The organism is Candidatus Paceibacterota bacterium, assembly GCA_035452965.1.
In the GTDB taxonomy this organism is placed as follows: domain Bacteria; phylum Verrucomicrobiota; class Verrucomicrobiia; order Limisphaerales; family UBA8199; genus UBA8199.
This window is the reverse complement of sequence record DAOTCE010000035.1, coordinates 1-21,294: the sequence shown is the minus strand read 5'-3', so window position 1 is coordinate 21,294 and position 21,294 is coordinate 1. Positions and strand designations below refer to the sequence as shown.

At 60.0% G+C, this 21,294-nt stretch carries 16 protein-coding genes; 9 read left to right on the top strand and 7 right to left on the bottom strand.

Features of this window, described 5'->3' with window-relative positions; translation table 11 throughout:
• The first annotated feature begins 217 nt into the window (after positions 1-217).
• The 4 genes from P5205_18800 to P5205_18785 all read left to right on the top strand — a co-directional run bounded on the left by P5205_18800 (position 218) and on the right by P5205_18785 (position 4,582).
• On the top strand, positions 218-1,615 hold the full coding sequence (locus P5205_18800) for a Gfo/Idh/MocA family oxidoreductase (GenBank protein HSA12412.1): 1,398 nt from the start codon (positions 218-220) through the stop codon (positions 1,613-1,615).
• Positions 1,616-1,643: 28 nt separating this feature from the next.
• Positions 1,644-3,050, top strand: a complete 1,407-nt coding sequence (locus P5205_18795; GenBank protein HSA12411.1) for a putative oxidoreductase C-terminal domain-containing protein — start codon at positions 1,644-1,646, stop codon at positions 3,048-3,050.
• Positions 3,051-3,412: 362 nt separating this feature from the next.
• Complete coding sequence (locus P5205_18790; protein ID HSA12410.1) at positions 3,413-4,024, top strand: hypothetical protein; 612 nt, start codon at positions 3,413-3,415, stop codon at positions 4,022-4,024.
• A 93-nt stretch (positions 4,025-4,117) separates the two neighbouring features.
• Positions 4,118-4,582: a metallophosphoesterase family protein gene (locus P5205_18785; protein HSA12409.1), complete on the top strand. Its 465-nt coding sequence runs from the start codon at positions 4,118-4,120 to the stop codon at positions 4,580-4,582.
• Positions 4,583-4,623: 41 nt separating this feature from the next.
• On the opposite strand, the gene P5205_18780 is transcribed toward P5205_18785, so the two are convergent.
• The 4 genes from P5205_18780 to P5205_18765 all read right to left on the bottom strand — a co-directional run bounded on the left by P5205_18780 (position 4,624) and on the right by P5205_18765 (position 12,541).
• Positions 4,624-8,064 (bottom strand): acyl-[ACP]--phospholipid O-acyltransferase, encoded by a 3,441-nt coding sequence (locus P5205_18780; protein ID HSA12408.1) that lies wholly within the window; start codon positions 8,062-8,064, stop codon positions 4,624-4,626.
• Positions 8,065-8,282: 218 nt separating this feature from the next.
• Positions 8,283-9,287, bottom strand: a complete 1,005-nt coding sequence (pdxA, locus tag P5205_18775) for a 4-hydroxythreonine-4-phosphate dehydrogenase PdxA (protein HSA12407.1) — start codon at positions 9,285-9,287, stop codon at positions 8,283-8,285.
• 66 nt (positions 9,288-9,353) lie between these two features.
• Positions 9,354-10,499 (bottom strand): peptidylprolyl isomerase, encoded by a 1,146-nt coding sequence (locus P5205_18770; protein HSA12406.1) that lies wholly within the window; start codon positions 10,497-10,499, stop codon positions 9,354-9,356.
• Positions 10,500-10,597: 98 nt separating this feature from the next.
• The gene (locus P5205_18765; protein ID HSA12405.1) at positions 10,598-12,541 is read right to left on the bottom strand and encodes a tRNA uridine-5-carboxymethylaminomethyl(34) synthesis enzyme MnmG; all 1,944 of its coding nucleotides are present in this window, start codon (positions 12,539-12,541) and stop codon (positions 10,598-10,600) included.
• A gap of 950 nt (positions 12,542-13,491) precedes the next feature.
• Here P5205_18765 and P5205_18760 point away from each other — a divergent pair.
• Complete coding sequence (locus P5205_18760) at positions 13,492-14,523, top strand: glycosyltransferase (protein HSA12404.1); 1,032 nt, start codon at positions 13,492-13,494, stop codon at positions 14,521-14,523.
• A 106-nt stretch (positions 14,524-14,629) separates the two neighbouring features.
• Here the strand turns inward: P5205_18760 and P5205_18755 are convergent, their stop codons facing one another.
• The gene (locus tag P5205_18755; GenBank protein ID HSA12403.1) at positions 14,630-15,469 is read right to left on the bottom strand and encodes an FkbM family methyltransferase; all 840 of its coding nucleotides are present in this window, start codon (positions 15,467-15,469) and stop codon (positions 14,630-14,632) included.
• Positions 15,470-15,822: 353 nt separating this feature from the next.
• Between P5205_18755 and P5205_18750 the strand changes: the two genes are divergently transcribed.
• Complete coding sequence (locus P5205_18750) at positions 15,823-17,178, top strand: O-antigen ligase family protein (GenBank protein ID HSA12402.1); 1,356 nt, start codon at positions 15,823-15,825, stop codon at positions 17,176-17,178.
• Positions 17,179-17,275: 97 nt separating this feature from the next.
• On the opposite strand, the gene P5205_18745 is transcribed toward P5205_18750, so the two are convergent.
• A complete protein-coding gene (locus P5205_18745) occupies positions 17,276-17,419 on the bottom strand; it encodes a hypothetical protein (GenBank protein ID HSA12401.1) in 144 nt (47 codons plus the stop codon).
• A 220-nt stretch (positions 17,420-17,639) separates the two neighbouring features.
• Between P5205_18745 and P5205_18740 the strand changes: the two genes are divergently transcribed.
• From P5205_18740 to P5205_18730, 3 genes are all read left to right on the top strand, one after another.
• Entirely contained in the window at positions 17,640-18,740 is a 1,101-nt protein-coding gene (locus P5205_18740; protein HSA12400.1) for an O-antigen ligase family protein, read from the top strand.
• Positions 18,741-18,881: 141 nt separating this feature from the next.
• Positions 18,882-19,742, top strand: coding sequence for a glycosyltransferase family 2 protein (locus P5205_18735; protein ID HSA12399.1), 861 nt, complete (start codon positions 18,882-18,884; stop codon positions 19,740-19,742).
• 19 nt (positions 19,743-19,761) lie between these two features.
• Entirely contained in the window at positions 19,762-20,538 is a 777-nt protein-coding gene (locus tag P5205_18730) for an AsmA family protein (protein ID HSA12398.1), read from the top strand.
• Between the two features lie 77 nt (positions 20,539-20,615).
• Here the strand turns inward: P5205_18730 and P5205_18725 are convergent.
• On the bottom strand, positions 20,616-21,294 hold a 679-nt coding region (locus tag P5205_18725), incomplete at its 5' end, for a lactonase family protein (GenBank protein HSA12397.1).

The following is a 21,294-nucleotide window of genomic DNA, read 5'->3' as shown; positions in this document are numbered from 1 at the left end:
GTTTCCCTTGATCAATTTCCGCACCCCGACATAATGCTCACGTTGACTGTGCCGGTGGTGCGGTCGAACTATAGAATGTGACTATTTCATTGATGCTGCGCATGCCTGCTCTTTGTCGCATCAAATTGGGAACAACTTTCCTGACCGCGTGCGCCCTGGTATTCTGTAATCCGTGTCAATCGTTGAATGAACCCATAGCCCCCAGAGTCCTAATTCCATGAAAACAAATCTGCCCGTATCCCGACGTCAATTCCTTCAAGCCTCCCTGCTGGCCGCCGCCGGCGCTTCCGCCTTTCCTACGATTGTGCCCTCATCGGTCCTGGGCGCCGACGCCCCCAGCAAGAAGATTCAGATCGGCCAGATCGGCTGCGGTCGCATCGCCCGCAGCATGGACCTCCCTGGCTTCCTTAAGCACGACGTCGCCCGTGTTGTTGGTCTCTGCGACCTGGACTCCAAGCGGCTCGAACAAGCGCGCGTCGCAATCGAGGAGGCTTACGCCAAGAAGGCCGGCAGCGACAAGGCGCTTGCCGTCAAGACCTACGGTGACTATCGCGACTTGATCAAAGACCCCCGGGTGGATGCCATCTCCGTCAGCACCCCGGAACATTGGCACGCGGAGACCGTTATCGCCGCAGCCCAGGCCGGCAAGGATGTCTACGTCCAAAAGCCGCTCACTATGACCCTTACCGAAGGGCGCGCGGTCAGCGACATCGTCCGCGCCAGGAAGCGCGCCTTCCAAATCGGCAGCCAGCAACGCTCGGAACCTCAGTTCCGCCTCGCCGTCGAGCTCGTCCGCAATGGCCGCATCGGCCAGCTTCGCACCGTCAAGGTCGGGCTCCCCACCGATCCCGCCGGCGGCAACCCACAGGAGATGCCTGTGCCCCCCAACCTCAACTACGACATGTGGCTGGGCTCCACCCCCAAGGTCCCTTACACCGAGGACCGCGTCCATCCGCAGAACAGCATCAAAGACCGCCCCGGCTGGCTCCGCATTGAAGCCTACAGCCTCGGCATGATCACCGGCTGGGGTGCCCACCACGTGGATATCGCCCATTGGGGCATGGGCGCCGAGTACACTGGCCCAATCCTGGTCGAAGGCAAAGCCGAGTTCCCCAAGCAAGGACTCTGGAATGTCCACGGTGCTTACCACATCGAAGCCAAATACGCTGACGGCGTGACCATGATCATTGACAACACATTCCCCGTCGGCGTCCGCTTCGAGGGGGCCGACGGCTGGATTTTCGTTACGCGCGGCGGCGGGCGGGTTACGGCCAGCGACCCCGTTAGCGCCTTCGGCAAGGCCCTGGATGCCAATGACCCCAAGATCCTCCGGTCCAAGATCGGCCCCAACGAATACCATACTCACGTAAGTTCCGATCATCACCTCGATTGGCTTACCAGCATCCAAACCCGTCAACCCGCTGCCACTCACCCGGAGGTGGCCCATCGCTCCACCAGCGCCTGCATTCTTGGCTGGATCGCTATGAAACTCGGCCGCAAGCTCCGCTGGGATCCTTCCAAGGAAGCCTTCGCCGGCGACGATGAGGCCAACACCATGATCTCCCGCACCCAGCGCGCCCCCTACGGTACCGACCGCCTGCTGAAGAAGACATAAGCCTTGTTCGCTGCACCGCACCTATCTCATGCAAACGCCCTCCCGCGGCTTCCGGACCTTGGACTTTGGACTTTGGACTCCTTCACCCCTCTGCTTCCTCTTCATGTGCGTCACCCTTGCCGCCGCCCCGGCCGCTGACGCCGTCCGTCTTGTCACGCTGGACCCCGGCCACTTCCACGCCGGGTTGGTCCAGAAGTCCATGTATCCGGAGGTCAGCCCGGTCGTGCACGTCTATGCGCCCGCCGGTCCCGAATTGCAGGACCACCTCAAGCGCATTGAGAGCTTCAACACCCGCGCCGACCAGCCTACACACTGGGAGGAGAAGGTTTTTGCCGGTCCAGATTACCTGGAGCGGATGCTCAGGGACAAAGCCGGCAATGTCGTGGTGCTGGCCGGCAACAACGCCCGCAAGACCGAATACATCCATCGCTCCGTTTCCAGCGGCTTCAACGTGCTCGCCGACAAGCCGATGGCCATTACTCCCGCTAATTTCAAACTGCTCCGCAAGGCCTTCGACCGCGCCGCCGCGAAGAAGGTCCTGCTCTACGACATCATGACCGAGCGTTACGAGATCACCAGCATGATTCAGCGCGAACTCGCTCGCATGCCGGAAGTGTTTGGGACGCTGCAGAAGGGCACGCCGGAGCAACCCGCGGTAGTTATCGAGAGTGTCCACCACTTCTTCAAGGAAGTCGCCGGCAAACCCCTCATCCGGCCTGCCTGGTTTTACGATGTGCGGCAGGAGGGCGAGTCCATCCCGGATGTCGGCACCCATCTGGTGGATGCTGTCCAATGGATCTGCTTTCCCGACCAGGCGCTGGATTGGCGCAAGGACATCAAGGTGCTCAGTGCCCGCCGCTGGTCCACCAAGCTTACGCCGGAGCAGTTCAAGCGCTCCACCGGCCTGGACCAGTACCCGGGCTATTTTAAGCAGGACATCGGTCCTGACGGCGCGCTGGAAGTGTACGCCAATGGCGAAGTTGGTTATGCTTTACGCGGTGTGCATGCAAAGGTCACAGCCTTGTGGCGATTCGAAGCCCCGCCCGGCACAGCCGACACCCACTCCGCCCTTTTGCGCGGCACCCGCTGCAACCTTGTCGTCCGGCAGGGCGCTGAGCAGAACTACAAACCTGCCCTCTACGCCGAAAACAAATCCGCGGCCACCGCCGCTCAATTCGAGCAAACCCTTCACGCCGCGGTTGCCAAGCTCAACGCCACCTGGCCGGGCGTGGACCTCAAACCCGCTGGCGCCTCCTGGGAAATAGTAATCGCTGACAAGTACCGCGTAAGCCACGAGCAGCATTTCGCGCAGGTAACCGAGAAGTTCCTGCGTTACCTGGCCGCAGGCAAGATGCCCGCCTGGGAAGTGCCCAACATGCTGGCCAAGTATTACACCACTACCGAGGTCCACCGGTTGAGCCACAGCCGGCACTGATCGGTTTGCGACCGAGCCGCCGGCCCCTATCGCCCCCCGCCATTTCACTCTTGACGAATCGGGCAGAATGTGCGACCGTGTGCGCGGATGAAGCCATCTCGCCAATACCGTTGGCAGCTGAAGCAGATCGCCCTCGGGCGCTGCGCTCGCTGCGGCGCCAAGCGCGCTCATTATTCTGTGTTATGTGATTCCTGTCACATCGGCGACCGTATTCGCCAGCAGGAGCGAACGGGGTCCCGGCCCTGGCAAAAAGGGAAGCGCGGCCGTCCGCCCAAAGTCGCGCTGCCTGCCAGGCGGCGGGCGCGGCGCTAGGCCCCGGCTGCCGACTTGTCATCGCGGCGCCGAGGCGTATCCTCGGTGCTGTGAATGGAAAGTGGCACAAGTGTTTGCCTTACGTCTTCCTGCTGATCGCGGCGTTGTCGCGCTGGCCGGGGCTGTTTCCGCCCAACTTCAGCGCGTTCTACGGCCTGGCCTTTTGCGCCGGCGCCTTCTTTCCGCGCCACGTCAAGTGGTGGTTCCCGCTGGGCACGCTGGTCGTCACCGATATCGCCCTGAGTTTCTACTACCAGTCCGTCAGCGTGATGCAGTTGGTCAACTACGCCGCCTTTGCGCTCATCATCCTGCTCGGCACGCGGTTCAGTCACCGGTCGCGGTTCTTGAGCCTGCTGGCGGGCGGTATCGTCGGCGCGATTCTCTTTTACCTGCTCACCAACACCGCCTCGTGGCTGTTTGACGCCGCGTACCCCAAAGACCTCGCTGGTTGGCTGCAGTCGCTGAGCATGGGGAGGCCCGGCTTTCCACCTACGATTGAGTTTTTCCGCAACACGCTGATGAGCGGGGGCCTGTTCACCGGCCTGTTTGCCGGCGCCCTTAAATTGACTCAGGCTTCCGAATCGGCTGAAGAGAAGGAGCCGGAGGAAGCCCCCGCGCAAGCTCCCGCGAGCGACGAAATCCCGGATGAGGGAAAGGCGTGAGGGCATGGCGCGTGTGGCATGTTGTGCGACTCAACGGGGCACGCCCGGCGAACGAAATGCGCACCCCCATCCACGCAGCTTGCGCTATGCGCCATGAGGATCGGCGTCCTTTCCGACACCCATAATTACCTCGACCGCCGCATCCCGCACCTGTTCGCGGGCGTGGACCACATTCTCCACGCAGGCGACATCGGTTTGCCGGCCATCCTGCTTGAATTGGAGCAGATCGCCCCGGTGACCGCCGTCGCGGGCAATACCGATGATCCGGGCTTCCACTACCGGTTGACCGAACTCATCGCCCTTGCCGGCCGCAAGTTCCTCATCCAGCACATCGTCAACCCGCATGCGCCTGCCGATCCCCTGCAAGCCCGGCTCGCGCGGGAGCGCCCGGACGTGGTGGTCTTCGGCCACACGCACAAGCAATTCTGCCAAACCCTTCACGGCACGCTGTTCTTCAACCCGGGCTACGCCGGCAAGTTGCGGTTTGGCCTCGATCGTTCTGTCGCCATCCTGCACTGCGACGGGAAGGCGGTCCGCGCGCATTATTTGCCGCTGTAGCAAAGCGCGGCGCAGCGTCCGGCGGCGGGTGCCTGCCACCTTCAGGCAGAGCTTGGCCCCGTGCTCCGGGCGGCGGCGAAATCGCGCGCTTTGCGCAAATCAACCTTCCCGGTGCCGAGGTAGGGAAGGGCGTCGAGGTGGAAGAACTGGTCCGGGCGAGGCTTCCAGAGGTTCGGCAGGTCGCACTGCGCCAGTTTCTCCAGGCAGGGTTGCAACTGCTCCGGCGAGAGCTTGTGCAGAACGATGAGGCGCTCACCTTTCTTCTCGTCGGGCACGCCGGTGACGATAAACGTTTGCTCGGTCACGCCGGCCAACTCGTGCAGCTTCTCTTCGATCTTGATGTGCGGGACCATCTCGCCGCCGATCTTGCTGAAACGGCTGAGCCGGTCGGTGATTTGCAGGAAGCCATCTTCGTCAATGGCCGCGATGTCGCCGGTGACATACCAGCCGTCGCGCAGCACCTCGGCGGTTTTGGCCGGGAGGCCAAGATAACCCTGCATGACATTAGGGCCTTGCACGAGCATCAATCCGGGCTGGCCGACCGGCAGACGCGTGGAAGTCTCCGGCTCGACGATGCACACGCTCACGCCGGGGAGCGGGTGGCCGATCTTCCCCCGCTTGGCGCCGACCTGCCGGAAGCCGGCGGAGCGGAAGTCGTGCGTGTTGACCGCCACCGCGGGACCGCATTCGGTGCAGCCGTAGCCTTCGAGCGGGCGGATGCCGAATTGTTCCTCGAATGCCGCCGCCAGCCGCTCGGGCAATTTCTCGGCGCCGGTCATCACCACGCGCAAGCTGCCGAAGTCGCCCGCCGCACAACTGCGCAGGTAGAGCTGCAGGAAGGTGGGCGTCGCCAACAGGAACGTCAGCGCGTGGTCCTTGACCAGCGGGCCGATGGCTTTGGCGTCGAGCGGGTTGGGGTGGTAGGCTACCCGCACCCCCAGCACGGCCGGCAGCCACAGCGTGCCCGTGAAGCCAAACGAATGGAAAAACGGCAGCACACCCACGAAGCCGTCGGTGCGGTTCAAACCAAACACCTGTTCAAGTTGCTCGATATTTGAGCCGATGTTGTAGTGGCTGAGCATCACGCCTTTCGGTTCGCCGGTGCTGCCACTGGAGAAGATCACCGTCGCCAAATCGTCCAGCGACGCCCGCTTCTTCCGCCCCAACGCACGCTCCAGCCAGCCGACCGGGAGCAACCAGGCCATGAACAGCGCGGCGAGCTTCTGCCCCGGTCTCCGACTCACCAATTCCTCCAGCAGCAGCGTTTCTCCGGGCACCTTGAGTTTCACCTTCTCGAGGAAAGCCCGCGACGTTAGCACGGTCTTGATGCCGCACTGCTTAATGCAGGAGCCCAGCGTTTCTTCGGACACGGTGTAGTTGAGGTTGACCGGCACCTTGCCCATGAGCAGCGCCGCGAAGTTGGCCAGCGCGCCTGGCGCCGACGGCGGCAACAGCAGCCCCACCATTTGCTGTCCCGCCCAGACTTTCCTGAGCCGCCGCGCCAGAAAGATGGTTCGCACGAGCACCGCGACGAAGCTCAACCTGGGTGAGGCCGCATCCGCCATCGCAGTTCGGAAGGGATGGTGCCGGGCCGTCCGGACGAATGCGCGGTGCAGCGGTTTGAGGTGTGCCTTGCGGCGTTCCCACGCCACGGCCATGAGTTCCTGCACGCGCTCCCGCACCTCGAATGGCGTGGCGGTATGCGGCAGGGCCTGGCCGAAGCACACCGTCACGCGATACGGAATCCGCCGCGGCAGCTTCCAGAGGAAGCGCCCCCGCTCGAAACTGAAGATGCTTCCCCACACGCCGTCCAGCGCCACCGGGATGATCGGCGCTTCGACGTCTTTCATAATGCGCTCGAAGCCGCGGCGGAAAGGCAGCAGGTGGCCGATGCGCGTGATTTGGCCTTCGGCGAAGATGCAGACCACCTCTCCGGCTTGGATCGCCTCGCTAGCCGTGCGCAGAGACTGGAGCATTTCGCGCGGGCGAAGCTCCGAGGAGATGGGGATGGCGCGCAGGATGCGCGCAAACGGCTTTACCCACGGCTGCTCGTAGATGCCCTTGAACATGATGAACCGCACATGCCGGTCGGTGGACGCCAGCAGCAGCAGCGCGTCCACCAGCGAAAGGTGGTTGCAGACAAACAGAGCACCGCCTTTGCCGGGAATGTTCTCGCGGCCATTGACCTGGATGCGATACACTGTCTGAGTCAGCAGCCACAGGACAAACCGCAGCAGCGCGTCCGGCAGCAGCCACACCAAGTACACCGTTGCCGCCAGCGTCATCAACGCGCCCATGACGAACACGCCGCGCGGCCCAAGCTGCAACCCCACCGCCAGCACCCAATACACCCCCGCCGCCACAAACAGCCCCGCCGACGACAACAGGTTCGCCGCCGCCAACATCGCTCCTTTCTCTCCTTTGGCCGGTCGATGCTGGAGGATCGCCGCGATGGGCACGATGAAGAAACCACCAAAGAAACCCAGCGCTGTCACTGTGGCCAGGATTTGCCCGAAGCTCAGCTCCGGGTGCCACAGCACCGCCGCAAACACCGTGATTCCCACCGACCCCAGCGGCACCAGTCCATACTCGATCTTCCCGCCCGACAGATATCCCGCCGCAAAACTCCCCACCCCGATCCCGATGGCCAGCCCCGTGAGCAGGTAGGTCGTGCGCATCTCGCCCAACTCCAGCACGTTGGCCCCGTAATCTATCACCCCCTGCTGCAGCAACTGCCCGATGAACCAGAAGTAGGTGTTCCCCAGGCAGGCCAGCCACAGCACCTTGTCCCGGCGCATCGCCTTCACTTGCTGGCAGAGGTCGCCCAGGAAGTTGGCCCGGAACACCTTGCGCGGATTTGCCGCCGGCAGCCGCGTGATGCCAAAGCTGCACGCCAGGCCGAGCACCGAGAAACCGATCAGCACCGCAGCGGACCAAACCTGCTGCCCTTTGAACTGGCTATAGAGCAGCCCTCCCGCGGCCATGCCGGTGATGATCGCGAGGAACGTCCCCAGCTCCAGGATCCCGTTGCCCCACGAAAGCCGCCGTTGTGGCAGCAACTCCGGCAGCAAGCCGTACTTCGACGGGCCAAAGAACGCGCTCTGGGCGCCCATCAGGAAAATCGCCGCCAGCCCCATCGGCAGGCTTCCCAGCCACAAGCCTCCCAACGCAAATGCCATGATGAGAATTTCCAGCAACTTCAAGCCGATCGTCACCGTCCGCTTGCTGAATCGATCCGCCAGGAAACCTCCCGCCATCGAGAACAATATGAACGGCAGCGAGAACAACCCCGCCGTCAGCGGCACCAGGGCGTTGTGCATCGCCGGCGCGAGCGCCATGTTCAGCCCCACGAACGTCACCACGATCTTAATTGCGTTGTCGTTGAACGCTCCCTGGAACTGCGTGACGATCAAACTCCAGAACCCCCGCAATGGCGGCTGGGGCGGTTCCGCGGCTCCCGCGCGATATTCCGGCTGGTCCATGGTCAGATCAAAGTGTCATGACAATTCTGCGCTGCCTCAATTTCAGCCGCAGGTTAACTCGTCCCGGGCGCCCCGGCCTAATTGATAAAAATGCGCGCGGCATCACTTCTATCGAACCCTTTCCCCCGGCCAACTTCACGACACGGACTTCCGTTCCTTTGCCGATGCTGCAAGCCTCCTGCCGGCGAGCCGCAGGCGAAGGCGGCGCCAAGCCTGGATTAAGAGACTTCCTCTCGGGGGCGCTTCCGGCTGGCCAACTGCCTGGCCAACCGGATAGCGGCCAGCATGCTGGAAGGGTTCGCTTTGCCCTGGCCGGCGATATCGTAGGCGGTGCCGTGATCGGGGGATGTGCGGATGAAGGGCAGGCCGAGAGTCCAGTTCACGCCCGACTCGAAGGCGACCATCTTGAGCGGGGCCAGGCCTTGATCGTGGTACATCGCCACCACGGCGTCGAACTCGCCTTTGAAAGCGTGGTAGAAGAGCGCGTCAGCGGCCAGTGGCCCCGTGACATCCATCTGCCGGCTGCGGGCTGCGTTGACGGCCGGGGTGATGGTGGTCTGCTCTTCCGTTCCCATTTCGCCTCCTTCACCCGCGTGCGGGTTCAGGCCGCAAACGGCGATGCGGGCGCGCGGCAGGCCGAGATCGCGGCAGGCTTGCGCCGCCAGTTCGATGACCATTTCGATCTTGGCTTTCGTCAGATGATCGGAGACGTGTTTGATCGGCAGGTGAGTCGTCGCCAGGGCGACGCGCAGCCAGCGGCCGCGATCGTCCTGCCCGAGCAACATCATGGCCGTGTGTTGGGTTCCGGCAAGCTGGGAGAGCATTTCAGTTTGCCCGACGAAAGTTTGTCCGGACCGCACGATTGCTTCCTTGTTTACCGGCGCGGTGACCAGCGCCGCCAACTCGCGGCGCAAACAGCGCTCCGCGCCTTCGCGGACCCAGGCGACGGCTGCCCGCGCGGCTGCCGGTGAGCCGGGAGCCGGATTTTCCGGCAGGACGTCCGGCAAGGGTTGGCAGAGGGCAAAACGGCCGGCCTGGCGCTGGGCGGCGCAAGGTTGCAGCGGAAGCTTCAGCCCGAGCTGCTCATTGAGGCGGAGCGTGTGGCGGGTGTCACCAATCAACAGATAACTTGTGTCGCCCTCCTGTGCGTCAAGCGCCAGGGCTTTGAGGGTAACTTCCGGGCCGATGCCTGTGATGTCACCCAGAGAAATGCCAATCCGCATTGCCAGTTGCGAGTTAAGGTCCAAGGGGCCGACGGGCGATTCCCTCAAACCCCGGTGATCCAATGGTTAGAAGCGCTTGATGAAGGTCTTCTTTTCGAGCCGGTCAACATACTGCTTTTCGAGGCGTCGTTGCTCCGCCGTCTGCAAGTCCTTTTCAATCTGCTCGCGCACCTCGGCCAGCGTCTTGAACCTGGCGGGGCGCTTATCTTCCACGAACATCAGGTAGAACTCGATTGGGGGCGGCAGGTTGGTGAGCGCCGAAGCGCCCTCCAGCCGGCGCTCCTCCACCATGGCGTGCTTTTTTAATGCCACATCCGCCTCGTAGCGGCGGGCCAACGTGGGCACGCCATTGTCGTATTGATAAACCCAGTGATTATCGCCGGCCGACCGGCCCAGCACTCCGCTGTACTGTCCCGCTTGCAGCGAAGCCGCGGTGTCGGCCAGGCGTTTGGTCAACCGCGATGGCTCCCACCAGCCCAAATCTCCGCCCTGGTTGCGCTGCGACCCCTCTGAATGAATCGTGGCCATCTCGGCAAAGGTGGCCCCTTGCTTGAGCTTCTGCAGGATGTCTTCTGCCAGTCTCTCGATTCGTGGGGCCTCGCTCTCGCTGGGACACCCCAGCACGATCATCCGCAGCTTGACCTCGTCTTCGACCTTGAACTCCTCACGGTGCGCCAGGTAGTAGGTTTCGATCCGGTGCGGGGAGACGATGATTTCGGATGAGACGTTCTTCTGGCGCAGATCGTTAATGATAAAGCGGTCGCGAAGTTGCTGCCGATACCGCTCCAGCGTGATGCCTTGCGCCTGCAGTGTGCGGATGAAAGATATGCGGCTGCCGCCGTGGCGCGAGCGGATTTCCGCTTCGATCGCCTGATCAACATTCTTGCGGATCAACTGTTCAATCTTGGCCATCTGATCGGGGTTGCCGAACATGGTCCTGAAATCGTGCAGGACCAACTGCCGTTGCAGCAATTCTTCCCGGCTGTCGGTGCGGGCAGCGATCACCTTCTGCTGAACCGTATCGGGCTGAAAGGAGTGTTGTTGCCGGATTAATTGCTCTGCCGGCAGCGAGAGGTTCATCACTTCGCCAAAGGTGATGGGGGAATCATGCACCACGGCCGTAATCCCGTTCACCATCGCGGACTCCGCGCGAAGGGACAGCGTGGAGGCGGCGACCGCCCCGGCGATCAGCATGGTCCAGATCACTCTCATCTGAAATTGGGCAGAGTGTAGGCCCCGGCTTTGAATCGGGTCAAGCCCGGCGCGCAGGAACTTCCGGGACAAACGCCCGGGCGGCGGCGGCCGCGCACTCAATCGGCCGCAGCCTGATTTCCGGCGGCGCCGCGTTTCAGCCAGACCATGAGAATCCCGATGTCCGAGGGAGATACCCCCGAGATGCGGGAAGCCTGGCCAAGCGTGGCTGGACGAATCTTCATCAACTTATGCCGCGCCTCGTTTCGCAGGCTGGGGACCTGGGTGTAATCGAATCCTTGCGGGATTTGCTTGTCCTCGAGGCCCTTGAGCCTGGCGACCTCGTTCTCCTGGCGGGCAATGTAGCCCTCATACTTGATGGCGATCTCCACACCTTGCATTACGTTATCTGATAACAATGTATTAGTATAAATGATATCAGTGTATCTGGTTCCTGGCTGGCGCAGCAACTGGGCAAGGGACTGTGAGTTGCGGTGCGTGCTGTGCAAGCGTGCGACTTCGGTTTCGATGGCCTCCTGTTTGGCTTTGAATTGGAGGTAATGGCGTTTTGGCAGCAGGCCAACTTCATAGCCCAGAGCGCAAAGGCGGGCATCGGCGTTATCCTGACGCAGGAGAAGGCGGTGCTCGGCACGGGAGGTGAACATACGGTAAGGCTCGGTGGTGCCCTTCGTCACCAGGTCATCAATCAGGACCCCGATGTAGGCTTGGTTTCTCCTGAGCACGATAGGATCGAGATTTCGGGTGCGCCGTGTTGCGTTTATCCCGGCCATCAATCCTTGAGCGGCTGCTTCTTCATATCCTGATGTGCCGTTGATCTGGCCAGCCAGGTAGAGGTTGTGACAGGCCTTAGTCTCAAGCGACGGGTAGAGTTGGGTTGGGTAGCAGAAGTCGTATTCTACGGCGTAGCCAGGGCGCAAAATCTCTGCATCCGCACAGCCGACCATTGTGCGGACCAACTCTACCTGAACATCGAATGGCAAGGAGGTGGAAAGCCCGTTAACGTAAATCTCGTCTGTGCTAATGCCTTCGGGCTCCAGGAATACCTGATGAAATTCCTTGTGCGCGAACCTGACGATTTTGTCTTCTATGGACGGGCAATAACGCGGGCCGATTCCTTGGATTGCCCCGGCGTAAAGTGGAGATCGGTGCAAATTGGCCCGGATTAGGTCGGCGGTTGCTTTGGTGGTGTGGGTGATGTGACATGGGAGTTGTCCGCCAAGGCGCTCCAGCACGGAATTGGGTGGGTATTCCTTGGAATGTTCCACGTGGAACGCGGAAATCTCTTCTGGGGGTTCCTCTGTGCGGGGTTCAATCTCCACGCTTTGTTCCACGTGGAACAAATCATCCTTCCAGTGAGTGAAGAAGGGTACTGGAGTGTCTCCGGGCTGCAATTCAGTTTGGGAGAAATCAATTGAACGACGGAGCAGGCGCGGTGGGGTGCCCGTCTTTAGTCGGCCAAGCTCCAGCCCTGCATCTCGCAAAGAATTCGACAAATCCTCCGCAGTCGCTTCTCCGGAACGTCCGCCATGTTGTTGATTCTGGCCGATGTGCATCAGGCCATTCAAGAATGTGCCCGTGGTGAGAATTACGGTGGTGCCGTGATACTGGACATCCAAGTTTGTCTGGACGCCGTAAGCCTGGCCGTCTTTATGGAGGAGCCTGGAACATTTGGCTTGCCTTAGATCGAGGTTCGGCTGCCGCTCGCAGACCCATTTCATCCTGAACTGATATGCCTTCTTGTCACACTGCGCGCGCGGTGCCCAGACAGCCGGTCCCTTCTTGCGGTTAAGGACTCGGAACTGTAATCCGGTTACGTCGGTCGTCTTGGCCATCTCGCCGCCGAGCGCATCAATCTCTCGGACCAGATGGCCTTTAGCGATGCCACCGATCGCGGGGTTGCAGGATAGTTGGCATACCGTATCCGCGTTTATCGTGAGCAGCAGTGTCTTGCAGTCCATCCTAGCTGCGGCTAGTGCAGCCTCAACTCCGGCATGGCCAGCCCCGACGACTATGACATCATAATGTTTCGGGAATACAAACATCTAACTTGGTGGATTCGATGAACGAGATCACACAAATTTTGTTTCGGTAACGTTAACTAAAGCTGTAGTGTGTGATTTCCAGCCAAATGAGCGCATTTATTGATGAAATTCACACCGTTTACATGATTACCTACCAGTATTATAAGCACAAATACGGTCAAAACACATACCTCTCATCTCCCAAATGACAACGCAAGCCAGCCTTGAATTCACAATACTCATTAGAATCACAAGAAATGAATATTCCGCGAACTACAACGTTACCGATTGAGACAAATTGATCAAACTAGCGGCTCTGTCACCCTTTTCTGAATCTATCCACAATGTGGAAATCCTCATGCGCATAGTCATTACAGCTTGTGTATCCCAGCTACCCGAACATGGTGCCAGTCTATTGGAACCCTGCCACTTCGAGGTCGGCCTGCAATTGCAAACATACAGTTCTGCGGTGCTGGTGCTGTTCACGAGTGATGTTCGCGTTTATCACTCCAATCCAAGTCCACAGCTGCATATGCACTTACGGCTATCGTGTTTACTACTGTAGTCATAGCTGGCACAAAGTAAAGCCGTCGCTTTTGCCTGACGGGGCGCTATTCTGTTGTAAGTGGACAAACGACAGCGACTTAGCTCCAGGAGTTTCCGAGATGTTACGTTTGTATCTACGGTGTGTATCTGGTGTGGATCCGGTGAGGATACGGTGTGTCTCGGGTGGAACACCCGACTTGGGCTGGCGGAGTGGTTGGGGTTCCCAAAAAAGAAGTTGTCCGGAGGCGGGAGGCATTCCATCATGCACACGAGTACAGCTAATGCCACATGAGTAACCAACTGGCCCTCCGCATCCTAAGGCACTTCTATCAAGAGCGGGTGTGTCGTGACTTGCGAGGCGGTTGGTTGGGGTGGAAGTCAGAGGTCCGATGGAAAGTTGTCCCTGACAGACCGAGGTCTCTTCTATGAGTTCCCACTCGGCATTGGTCAGCATTTTGGTGCCGGCATACAATGCGGCCCGCTATCTACCCCAGTTATGCGAGTCCATCCAGGCCCAGACCTACCCGCACTACGAGGTGCTCATCGGCAACGACGGCTCAACCGACGACACCGCCGCCGTGGCGGCTCCTTTCCTTCGCGACACGCGTTTTCGTCTGCTGCAATGGCAACCGAACCGGGGCCTGAACGTGGCGTGGGGCCTTTTGCTCTCCGCCATGAAAGGAGAATACTGGTGTTGCCCGGGGGCGGACGATGTGCTTCATCCTTCGTTCCTGGAGAGGCGGGTGGAGGTTATGGAGTCAAATCGTCAAGCCTGTCTGGTGCACGGTCCGCCGGAGTTGATTGACGAGTCCGGGAACCCCCCTCAGCGTGGCCCCGGCTTACTAGATCTCCCCACGCAACTCTGTCCGCCCCGCAGCCTGGAGGTGCTCTTGGAGCACAACGTCATCAACCAGCCATCCACGCTGGTGCGCGCCAGTGTGACCAGGCAGGTGCTTTCCTTCTACCGCTGGGAGTGGGCCTATTCGCCCGACTGGTTCCTCTGGGTTCTGCACGCGGCGACGGGTCTCGATTTGATATGGGACCCGCAGATTCTGATCAAATACCGGGTCCATTCCAGTTCGCTGAGTTGTGCGCCGGAAAAAGACTTCGTGCGCCGGGCTGAGGTGCGGTTGGTGCCAGTGGTGGCGTTGCGGACGGCAGCGCAGTTCTCACAGTGGGCCGCGAAGAGTTGGAGCTGGTGGGGACGGACTCTCTACCGGCGCTGGCTGCGGCAGGCGGCGGCGCTGAAGTGGAAGGGCGGGCTAAGGGACGAATGGCTGCAATTGGCCGCGCATGCGTACTACGGCGCAAGAGGAAGACGGGCTTCGCTTGGGATCGAGTTGGCGAGGCATGCGGTGGGATTATTGGCGGCGGATTTCAGGCACCGCCGCGCTCAGGGGCGGCAGCGATTCATCGTTTCCGGCTTGGCGCAGATCGAGGACCCGATATTCAGGTGATCTCGGAGCCAGCCTGCAGGGGCCGTGGTGGAAGACACAACTCAGGGAGATATTGGCCAATGCACGGTGCCGACATCGAAATGCGCACTGCGAGAAGGAGCGGGATTCATGCTTTCCGCTCAGAATCCCTAATTCCAAAATAAAGCCCCGCACTTTTACGGTCCCAGCGGATGGTCTTAAACCCGCGGCTTTCGATCAGTTCCGCGAAACTCTCGACAGGTTGTTGCCTCTCGGGATCTTCGTGGATCTCAGCCGCCACCGCCCCAAAACGCGCAAGTTCAGAAGCTGGAGTGTTGCGCACGATTTCCCACTCGGCTCCCTCGCAGTCCATCTTGAGCAGGTCGAACTGATCCGGTGTCTCGCGGAGCCATTCGCTGAGGGCAACGACTTCGATCGAACTGCCGATCGACGCCTGGTTGTCGGCGGGCGTGGCATAGATATTCGTGCCGCCGGGGCTGTGCTCGTCCAGCACCATGCGCGCTGTGCGAGACTTGCCGCCCACCGCCTTTGGAATGGCGCAGGCGCAACTACAACCGTTCTTGGCCAGGTTGAAGCGCAGCAAGCGGAAGGAATCAGGTTCAGGCTCAAAGCAGAATGCCTGCTTCAGGCGGACCTTTCGCGAAAGCCAGATCGTGGTGGCGCCGAGATTCGCGCCGATGTCCACCACGCGCAAGGCCCTGTCGGGCAGGAGTGGAAGCACGTCGCGGTAAGTCTCTTCCGCAAGGACCTCGCGCAGTACGAATAAGTCGGTTGAGGAGCCGGTCCTCGGGCGGCCCAGCAGCACGTAACTGTGGGAGTCTTTGCTGATCCTGTACGGAAAATATTCCATCTTGAGCAGGCCGAGTCTAAGGCCGGCAATCAGCCAGGGATTGTTGAAATGCTGCCGCAATCTCCAGAAGGCGGAGATGTGATGCAATTTCACGCTCAGCGTCGCAAGAATACTCATCAGTTGATTGGGCTCATTGTAAGGCTGGGGTGGAGCGGCACAAGCGACAACTGCTGCGCGCTGGGGGCCCGCTGGAGGAGGGGGACATTCTGGCATTCCGCCGCCGCGCCCGCGGGACAGGACTGGTGGTGGAAAAGGGTTGCGTGCGGGCTCGAACTTTGGTCTCCTGATTCGGCGAAATGGCGAATGCGATAAACATACCCAAGTCCCACCTGATCATGGGATTATCACTGCCGCTCGCGGTGCTGCTGGGCTATTTTGTGGCTGAGCCGATGGAGTTGGGCAGTTTGGCGGTGGTGGTCCTGGTGTTGGTAGTGCTGTCGCTCCCGCTAATGATGAAGTGGTATTACCCTATGCTGGTACTGGGCTGGAACGCGGCGTTCTGCCTGGCATTTCTACCCGGTCGAATTCCCATGTGGTCCTACATGGCGTTCATTGCTCTGCTGTTTGCTGTGTTGAGCCGGGCTGTCAGCCCCAATGCGCGGTTTGTCATTGAACCCTCGATAACCAAATCATTGCTGGCTCTGACAGCAGTGGTGGTCGTGACCGGCGTGAGCACTGGTGGATTCGGCGTTCTTACGTTAGGCGGTAACCAGTACGGCGGAAAGAAGTACTTCTTTTTCCTGGCGGCAGTCGCCGGGTATTTCGCCCTTACCAGCCGGCGCATCCCACTGGGGCGAGCCGCAGTGTATGTGGCCTTGTTTTTCCTTTCGGCTTTGACTTACGCGGTGAGTGAGTTTGCGGGCCTGGCCGGCCGACAGGTTGATTACTTATGGTTGTTTCTTGCACCTCAGACCTCGCTGAATTCGTTCGCGCAGGAAGCTCCGCTAAGTTTGTCTCCGACCCCGGTCCGGTTCTATGGGTTCTTTTTGGCGGGGGGGGCTGTTTGCAGCTACTTGCTCGCGCGCGTAGGCGTGCGCGGGTTGCTGGATGTGAGCCGGCCTTGGCGGCTGCTGCTGTTCGTGGTGGCGCTGGGCGCGGGTTTGTCATCCGGGTTTCGCTCCTTTGTTGTGCTGGCCGCGCTGACGTTTACGATCTTGTTTTTTTTGGAGGGGCTGCATCGCACCCGCTATTTGCCGGTGTTGCTGGGAGTGGTGCTCATGGGAGGTCTGCTCGTTTTGCCTCAAGCGCAGAAGCTTCCACTTATGGCACAGCGTGCGCTGAGTTTCCTGCCGGGCAAGTTCGACTATAGGGCAGAGGAAAGCGCTGCCACCACGGTCGAATGGCGTTTGACGATGTGGAAAGAACTCCTGCCCGAGGTGCCCAAACGCTTGTTCCGCGGCAAGGGTTGGGGATTTGATGCGCGTGAATTTTATACAGCGTATGACATTGGAGGCGGCCCCGAGATTCATACCGGAACGATACTCGTCGGGGACTATCACAATGGCCCGCTTTCGATCGCGATTCCCTTTGGCCTCTACGGAGTGCTTGCTTTCGCTTGGTTCCTGATCGCAGCGCTGCGAGTAATGTATCGCAACGCTAAATTCGGCGACCCGGCACTGCGTACTGTGAATCGGTTGTTGCTGGCGGCGTTCGCTGCCCAGGTAGTCTTCTTCATCTTCTTCTTCGGTGCGTTGCATTCGGACATGGCGATTTTTGCGGGCTTGTTGGGGCTAAGTGTAGCCCTGAATGGAGCGGGGGCGCCCGCTGCCCAGGTGGAGCAATCCGCTGCTGGCATGGAATTCAGTACGGAGTATATTAAGGCGTAACGCGCAACGGGCACGGCTGTTCAATGTCTAACGCATCGGCACTTTTTCGTTCGCTCCTCATCTATGGGCTTTGCCTGCCGCTGGCGGTGGTGCTGGGCTACTTGCTGGCCAATCCGTTGGACTTCACCACTGTCAGCGTGGTGGGGGTGGTGTTCTTCATCCTGATCCTTCCGCTGTTGTTGCGCTGGCACCACCCCTGGCTGATTGCCGCTTGGAATAGCACGGCGATGCTTTTCTTCATTCCAGGCAGGCCGCAGCTATGGATGGGGCTGGCCGCGGTCAGTCTTGGTATCTCCATCCTGCAATATACCCTCAATCGCAGGTTGACATTTCTCCAGGCTCCCACGATCACCCGTCCGCTCCTTTTCTTCACCGCCGTGGTCCTGATAACCGCGCGGTTGACGGGCGGCTTTGGAGCCAGGGTTTTTGGCGGGGACACTTACGGGGGCAGGCGATATTTCATGATTCTGGCGGCAGCCATAGGTTTTTTTGCCATCATTCACCGTCGGATTCCCCCGAAGAGGGCAGGGCTTTATGTGGCGCTGTTTTTCCTGGGGGCGGCGAGCATGGCTATAGCACATTTGCCCGGCAAGATCAGCCCGGCTTTTAATTTCGTGTTCCTGATATTTCCGGTGGCAAGCCTCTCCGCCTTTATGGATCAGAACAGTGTGATGGAGCAAACGTCGTCTGTCTTTCGGGGGTTCGGCATTTCCCAGCTCGGCGTGTCGCTCTATTGTCTAATGCTGGCCTGCTATGGCATCCGCGGAATTCTGTTGGCGGGAAAGCCCTGGCGACTGGGCGTATTTCTCGTGTCGGTCGTGTTGGGGATGGCTGGTGGTTACCGCACCACGGCTTTCTTGCTGCTGCTGACTTTTGCCGTGCTCTTCTATTTGGAGCGATTGCATCACACCCGGGTGTTCCTGCCCCTGATTCTCGTTCTGTTCACGTGCGGGGGACTAATCACTCTGCTTGCGCCGAGGCTGCCGTACCAGTTTCAGCGCTCGCTGGCATTCCTGCCACTGCCACTCGATCCCATGGTGCGGTATGATACCCAAGGGTCAACCGAATGGCGTTTGAAAATGTGGCGGGATTTGGTGCCTCAAATCCCGCGTTACCTAATTGTTGGCAAAGGCTACTCATTTAGCGGCAGAGAAGCGCAGCAGATCAGTCAAGGGGGTGCGGGAGCAGAGGGTGCAGAATTCGTTGGCGACTATCACAATGGGCCATTGTCAGTTCTTGTGCCCTTTGGCCTTTTCGGTGCAATCGCTTTCATCTGGCTCCTGGTCGCCGGGCTCCGGGTATTATACCAGAATTACCAGTTCGGCGATCCGGCATTCCATCAATATAATATCTTCCTATTCACCTTCTTCCTGGCAAAGGTCATAAGCTTCTTCCTTGTCTTTGGCTCGCTTTATTCAGATCTGCCTATGATTCTGGGCCTGCTGGCGCTGAGCATCAGTCTCAACGGCGGAGTTGCCAAGCCGGCGGTTGCGCCGCAACCCAAAGTCGTCTTCAACCGGTTCCGGCTGCGCCCCAGCATCCATCGGCCGATCAGCGCCTAATCCCGCGAGCCGCCGTGATTTCATTGTTCCGCGCTGATCAATGAGCTTACACAGCAATCCACTCTTCACCACCCATCGTTTGATCCACCGCGTGCCTGTGCGCCTTTGCTGGTCTGGAACCTGTCTTCCGCAATGAAGACTATGCCCGGGCCGATCCAACTCTCAGTGGTCACTCCGACGCTGAACAGCATCCGCACGATCCGCGAAACGTTGGCGAGCGTTGCTCGCCAAGACTATCCGCACGCGGAACACATCGTGGTGGATGGCGGCTCGACCGACGGCACCATAGAGGTGCTGCGAAACTGGCCCCGCTTACGCTGGATTTCTGAGAAGGACGAGGGCCACTACCATGCCATGAACAAGGGCATTCAAATGGCACAAGGCGACGCCGTGGGGATCCTTAATGCGGACGATTGCTACTGCGAGGGCATCCTTCGGAAGGTCGCTGCGGCCCTGGAGGCGAACGCGAAGTGGGACGCGCTGTTCGGTGACTTCATATTTGTGGATGGCGCCGGGCGCGAGATCTACCGGCGGCAGGAGGCTTGCTGGGATCCGCAAGTTGTGCGCTTCGGCTTCGGCATGGCCCTGCACCAGGCCCTGTTCGTGCGCAAAAAGACATATGACCGGCTGGGATTGTTGCGGCACAAAGACTTCAAGAATGCCTGCGACATGGAATTCCTGATGCGAATGGCGCAAGCCAAGTGCCGGGTCGGCCATATCCGGGAATACGTCGTTCTTTATCGCTACCACCAGTACGGCCAATCGGCCGACCAGCGGATCGTGGCCAACATGGGGCAGGAAACGGCCCGAATCCGGCGAGAATACGGCGTGCCGGGGGGGTGGAGGGGGCGGTTGTTGTTTCATTACGCGCGGGCCAAGCGGCAGGCGCAAAAGCTCCTGCTTCTGGGCAAGTGCGACCTGGTGCCCGGGCGCTGGCTTTTGCGCAAGCACATGCAGCAGCGGACGGAATTTTCCTCGAATATCGAGTTGGACAAGCTGTGAGTTATTGTCAGCTTCGCTTATGAAGAAACGTATCATTCGATTGCTTATCGCCCTGATTGTGCTGGTTATCCTAGCCGTTCTGGCGATTGGTTTGTTTTTGAATGCAGCCATCAAGCGCGGGGTCGAGACCATTGGCCCGAAGGTGACTAAAGTGGACATCAAGCTGCAATCGGTCAGCTTGTCCTTGCTGTCTGGTTCTGGTTCTATCAAGGGTCTCGTTGTTGGCAATCCCGAGGGGTTCCAGGAGCCGTCGGCGATCCGAGTCGGCACCGCAAGCCTCGCGCTCAAGCCGAGTTCCCTGCTTGCAGACAAGATAATCATTAGGTCCATCAAGGTTGACGGACCGGAGATCACCTACGAGACCACTCTAAGGACCAGTAACCTGGACAAGATCCTCGCAAACGTTGAGGAGGCCACCAGCCGCGGAAAGAAGGAATCGTCCAGGCCCCAGGAGCCCGCCCAACCGAAGAAAGCCAAGCCAGCCAAGAAACTCGAGGTGGGCGAGGTTATCATTACCGGCGGTAGGGTTCGCGGCAGTGTGACCGGTCTGGGTGGCATAACGACCCCCTTGCCGGACATCCGCCTAACGGACCTCGGCAAGGGTCCTGACGGTATTACCGCCAGCGAGTTGGCGCAAAAGGTGTTGGCGGCCATCAAGGAGGAGGCTGCCAAGGTTGTCTCCGGCGCGACAACCGACTTCGGCAAAGGCGCGGCGGCTGCCGCGATGGGCGCGGGCAGCAACACTGTCCGGCAAATCACCGACGGACTCCTTAGTCCGTTCAAGAAGAAGAAATAGGTTCTTCTCGGAAATCTGTGAAGAACCGAGAATTAACGTAAAGCGTTGATAGGGCTCCAGTCCCTGCCCTCCGCAGGCTACTCGTCAGGCACAAAAACGGCGCACACAGGCGCACCTATGGCGACACTCTGCCCGGTGGCACTCAGACCTCCACTTTCAGCGTCAACTCGGAACACGACGATGTTGTCCGAACCCTGATTCTCCGCCAGCAGCCACCGGCCCGTCGGGTCAATGGCGAAATGTCGTGGTGTTTTACCCTGCGTGAGCTGATGCTGCACGTAAGTCAACCTGCCACTATTCGTGTCGAATTCCCCAAGCACAATGCTGTCATGGCCGCGGTTCGAGCCATACACGAACCTTCCAGAGGGATGAACCTGCACACCCGCGCACGTGCTTTTGTCGGCGAAACCCTCCGGCAAAGTCGAGAGCGTTTGCGTCTCCTTTAGCTCGCCGCGTTTGGCGTCGTAGGCGAGCACGGTGAGCGTGGAAGCCAGCTCGTTGATCAGAAAGACGAAGCGGCCCGAGGGATGAAAGGCCAGATGGCGTGGCCCCGAGCCGGGTTTGATGGAGACAAAGGGCGGGTTGTTTGCAGCGAGCACGGCTTTGCGCGGGATCAGGCGATAAACAAGCACTTGGTCCAAACCAAGGTCGCAGGTAAGGGCGAACCGGTTGGCTGGATCGGCGGTGATGAAATGAGCGTGAGGCCCGGCCTGGCGCTGGGGGTTCACGCTCGACCCTTGGTGTTGAATGACCGTT